This is a genomic window from Sandarakinorhabdus sp., assembly GCF_031422795.1.
GTDB lineage: Bacteria > Pseudomonadota > Alphaproteobacteria > Sphingomonadales > Sphingomonadaceae > Sandarakinorhabdus.
Window position 1 is genome coordinate 1 of the sequence record NZ_JANPML010000406.1, and the last position, 4,529, is coordinate 4,529.

The following is a 4,529-nucleotide window of genomic DNA, read 5'->3' on the forward strand; positions in this document are numbered from 1 at the left end:
TCCGACAGCGCCTGCACGGCATCGAACACGCGATCGATGCCGGCGACATCGACGAACAGCAGCGCCGGGGAGCGTTGCTGGCGCAGATCGGCCGTTGCCGTCGCAATATTGCCGCGCCGCACGTCAAAACCGGGCAGCGCCAGATGCACGGCCACACGCTTCAGCGCGGCCTCGGTCTCGGCATCCTGAACATAGGCGAGCACGCCCGAGATGCGATTGCTGTCCGTGGGATTCATGGGGGCAAAAGCGTTCATTGCGGCCCTCCGCCGCCACCCTGGCGGGCGTTTTCGCGAACCAGATCCTTGGTCTTGTCGGTCAACAGCCGGGTGACGGCGGCGGCTTCGATCTGGCCGTTGGCCGGGCTGGAGGGCACTGGCTGCGCCAGGTCTTGCGGCCGCGCCATGGCGGCCAGATTGGCAGTGTTGGCCTTGCCCCAGCGTGTTGGCGCTGGGCCTGGCGGCGGGGTTTGCGCCAGCGCCGGAGCGGCGGCGATCAGCAGGAGGAAAAGCCGGATCATCGCACTCACTCCAGGATGAAGCCATTGATGGGCTTGGTGGATTTGATTTTGCCCGCCAGCGCTGCGCCCGTGCTGATGGCAGGCGAGATGCCATCGGTTGGCACCGCCAGCGCCGCCGGGTTGGTGGGCGAGACCAGATAGGGCGTCACGATGATGACCAGTTCGGTTTCCTGGCGCTGGAAGCGCGTCGATCGGAACAGCGCGCCCAACACCGGAATATCGCCCAGCAAGGGCACCGCGCGGCGGATGTTCGACGCGTTGGCCCGCACCAGGCCGGCAATGGCAAAACTTTGCCCGCTGCCCAGTTCGACCGTGGTTTCCGCCCGCCGCACCGACAGGCCGGGCACGCGGATATTCTGGATTTCCACGCTGGCCGCGTCGTTCAGTTCCGATACTTCGGGGCGCACCTTCAGGCTGATGCGGCCATCGTCGAGCACGGTCGGGGTGAAGTCCAGCGACACGCCGAAACGCTTGAACTCGATCACGACGTTGTTGAGATTCTGGTTCACCGGGATCGGAAATTCACCCCCCGACAGGAAACTGGCGGTTTCGCCCGATCGCGCGGTGAGATTGGGTTCGACCAGCACGGTCACCAGCCCATCCTCCTCCAGCGCATCGATAACGGCATTCATGTCGAGACTGTCGGTGCGCCGCGTCACCGCGAGCGAAGCACTGCCGCGTGGTGCGCGCAAAATCTCGCCGCTGGCGCCGACAATCTCGCGGCCCGTGGCAATCCCCAGCGAAAAGCCACCGAGGCGCCCGAACACATCAAAATTAAAGCCAATCTCCCGCGCCAGCGTGCGCGACACTTCGGCCACCCGCACCCGCAGATTGACCTGCGTCGGCATGCTGACCGAAAGCCGGTTGATGACCCCGTCTGCCTTGCCGCCGGCTGCGGCCAGCGCCAGGCTGACAGCGCGTTCGGCAGCGGCCGGGCTGGCAACTGCGCCGTCGAGCACGATGGCCGTGCCCGACAGGCCAACCCGGGCGCCGGGCACCATGGCCAGTTCCTCGGTCAGGCGGGCGACATCGGGCAGCACTTCCACCGCCAGATTGGCCAGAACTGTGCCGCCCGGGCCCATGGCGACCAGCGCGGTGCGGCCCGGCGCCTTGCCGAACACGAACGCGCGAGTGCGCACCGGCATCTGCACATCGGCCACTTCGGGCCGGGCGACGAGCGCGCTGGTGGCCGCAGCGGGCAGCGCGATGACTTCGCTCTGGCCCACGGTGAGCCGCAGCGATTGCGCCGGCAGTTGCTGGCCAGCAGCCGGAACGGCAGCCAGCAACAAGGCGGGGATGGCAAATCTGGCGTTCATTTCAAATCCCCATTGGAACCGCGGTAGATGCGGACGCTGTCGGGCCTGGCGGCAGGCGCCGCCGCGGTGACCGGCGCCACCGGAGCCGCCGACAGGGCCTGGGTCGGGCGCTGGCGCACGCCGGCCAGCGAAGGCGAAACGCCGCCGGCCCACATGGCGGGAACCGGTGCTTCGTTGGCGGCAGACGTCACACCGCGCAACGTCAGGTGCAGCCGGCCCAAGGTGCCGGCAACGGTGACGCGCTCGGCTTCGACCGGGGTGACTTCGAGGGTGACCGTGGCCGGCACACCGGGCTTGGCAGGATCGCTGGCCACGTCGGTCGGGCTGGGCGCGGACTGGCCCGCCGGAGTGAGGCGTTGATCGGCCGACAGGATGCGCACGTTCGACAGGATGGTTTCGGCCAGCACGCGTTGGGCCAGCGGCACCGCGTCGTCGCGCAGTTCCTGGGTGAGGATGACATCGACCCGGTCTCCGGGCCAGATCAGCCCGCCAGCCGATGTGGTGGCATCAACCGCAATGGCGATGGCGCGGTTGCCAGGGGCGACCAGCGCAGAAAGGAATCCGCGTTCGCCGGGGCGGATCACGGCGGCGGCGTGAACCAGTTCGCCGGCATCCAGGGTGCGCCGCGTGACAGAGCCGGCCAGTTCCTGCGCCTGGGGTGTGCCCGACACGATGGCGCCGGGGGGTGGATCGCCTTGCGGCCAGGCCAGCTCGGTCAGATCGCCGGGGCGGATCATGTGGCCGGGCGGCAGGCTGGCGGCAACCGTGACGATCGCCAGTGCGGGTGCGGCGGCCTGCTGCACCGGGGCCGCATCGACGCGGCGGGCAGACAAGGCGAACTGCACTGCGCCCGCGATCAGCACGGCCAGCAGCGTCAGCACAGCCAAAAATCGCGGCCGTTTGAGCAATTGAACCATGGCGTCAAATCCCGGCAATGAGCCCGGCCACGATGGCCAGACCATAAGGCACCGAAGGGGCGAGGCGCAGTCGGCGGCGTTCGGCACGCAGCCAGCGCGGAGCATCGGGTTTCAGGCGCAGCCGGCCACGCCGCACGAACCAGCGCAGCACCAGCAGCAGCAGCGCGAGGCCGCCGCCAGCCAGGGCCATGCCCACGAACAATCGCGGCATGCCGGCCACGCCCGTGATCAGGCCCGCCGCCGCCAGCAACTTGGCGTCACCCCAGCCCCACAAACCGATGGCGGACAGGCCGCCGCCAATCAGGGCACAGATGCCGCCGGCCACCAGTGCCGATTGCAGCGCCATCGCCGCTGCTGCCGGGCTGGCGGACGGCCCGGCACTCAGGGCGCCCAACAGCCCGGTGATGGCGAGCGCTGCCACACACCAATCCGGAATGATCCGGTGGCGCAGATCCGCCGCGCACACGGCAGCCAAGGGCACCATGGCCAGCAGGGCCGTCCATGGTGCCATCATGCCGGCTTACTTGATGGCGCCCGGCGCGCCCTTCACCTTGGTACCAACCGAGGTGATGGTGGACGAAACATCAGCCGACAGCAGGTTGAGTGCTGCCACGACGCCAACCGCCACAAAGGCCAGCACCAGGGCATATTCCAGCGCAGTGGCACCACGGCGGGCGCGATGCCCGGCCACACGCAAATTCAGAAATTTCATCATCGAACCGTCCTCCTGTTTCCCGCCTTTTTGGCCAGTTTGGCCAAAGTGATGCAGCCCGGTAGCGATCAAGGCCGTCCCGGCGCTCGCCGCCGTCACCCCAGGGGCAACCACCGCCGAGCGCACGAAATTGCCATGCATCTCAAGCGAGATAACGGCCGCTGGGGACGCAGTTGAATCAGCGACCTGCCCGCGTTGGCGGACAATTGCTCCAAAAGGGATGCAGACCGGGCAGCGATTGCCGTTGGCCGCCGGGCCGCTATGCTGCGCCGGTGAAGGGAAGATGATGAGCCAGTTTGCGACCTATCCCAGCCTTGCCGGCCGCCGCGTGTTCATCACCGGCGGCGCCAGCGGTATTGGCGCGGCGCTGGTGGCGGCCTTTGCCACACAGGGCGCGGTGGTAGGCCATGTCGATCTGGCCGCAGAGGCAGCGGCGACGCTGGCGCAAGCGGTGGTGGCCACAGGCCAGCCGGCACCCTGGTTCCGGGCGCTGGACGTTACCGATACGGCGGCACTGCAGGCCGCCATTGCCGATTTTGCCGCGACGGCTGGCGGGCTGGACGTGCTGATCAACAATGTCGCCAACGACAGCCGCCATGATCCGCTGGCCGTTGACGAGGCGGGCTGGCGCAGCCTGATGGCGGTCAATCTCGATTGCGGTTTCTTTGCCACGCAGGCAGCGCTGCGGCTGATGCCGGCGGGAGGCAGCATCATCAATTTTTCGTCGATCAACGCGCTGTTGGGCCCGGCCGGGATGCCGGCCTATGTCGCCGCCAAATCGGCCATCGTGGGCCTGACCAGGGCGCTGGCCCGGCAATATGGCCCCCAAGGCGTGCGCGTGAACTGCATCCTGCCCGGCTGGGTGGTCACCGATCGGCAACTCGCGCTGTGGCTGACCCCGGAAGCCGAAGCGGCCTGGATGGAACAGGTCGCCCTGAAAGAGCGGATTCTGCCCGCCGACGTGGCCAATCTGGCGCTGTTCATGGCCGCCGACGATAGCCGGATGATCACCGGCCAATCACTGGTGATCGACGGCGGGCGGGTCTGACTCCCTCCCCCATTTGGGG

At 68.1% G+C, this 4,529-nt stretch carries 7 protein-coding genes; 1 reads left to right on the plus strand and 6 read right to left on the minus strand.

Annotated features, from left to right (window positions below; all coding sequences use genetic code 11):
• The 6 genes from RMO81_RS14175 to RMO81_RS14200 form a co-directional block, all read right to left on the minus strand.
• On the minus strand, positions 1–236 hold a 236-nt coding region (locus RMO81_RS14175; RefSeq protein ID WP_310476549.1), incomplete at its 3' end, for a hypothetical protein.
• 14 nt (positions 237–250) lie between these two features.
• Positions 251–517 (minus strand): hypothetical protein, encoded by a 267-nt coding sequence (locus RMO81_RS14180; RefSeq protein ID WP_310476550.1) that lies wholly within the window; start codon positions 515–517, stop codon positions 251–253.
• Between the two features lie 5 nt (positions 518–522).
• The gene (locus tag RMO81_RS14185; protein ID WP_310476552.1) at positions 523–1,833 is read right to left on the minus strand and encodes a type II and III secretion system protein family protein; all 1,311 of its coding nucleotides are present in this window, start codon (positions 1,831–1,833) and stop codon (positions 523–525) included.
• Positions 1,830–2,750, minus strand: coding sequence for a Flp pilus assembly protein CpaB (gene cpaB / locus RMO81_RS14190; protein WP_310476553.1), 921 nt, complete (start codon positions 2,748–2,750; stop codon positions 1,830–1,832). The genes RMO81_RS14185 and cpaB overlap by 4 nt, the downstream gene beginning before the upstream one ends.
• Positions 2,751–2,754: 4 nt before the next feature.
• Positions 2,755–3,264: a prepilin peptidase gene (locus tag RMO81_RS14195; RefSeq protein ID WP_310476554.1), complete on the minus strand. Its 510-nt coding sequence runs from the start codon at positions 3,262–3,264 to the stop codon at positions 2,755–2,757.
• 6 nt (positions 3,265–3,270) lie between these two features.
• Positions 3,271–3,465 (minus strand): Flp family type IVb pilin, encoded by a 195-nt coding sequence (locus tag RMO81_RS14200; protein ID WP_310476555.1) that lies wholly within the window; start codon positions 3,463–3,465, stop codon positions 3,271–3,273.
• Positions 3,466–3,745: 280 nt separating this feature from the next.
• On the opposite strand from RMO81_RS14200, the gene RMO81_RS14205 reads away from it, so the two are divergent.
• Complete coding sequence (locus RMO81_RS14205; protein WP_310476556.1) at positions 3,746–4,510, plus strand: SDR family oxidoreductase; 765 nt, start codon at positions 3,746–3,748, stop codon at positions 4,508–4,510.
• Positions 4,511–4,529 lie beyond the last annotated feature (19 nt).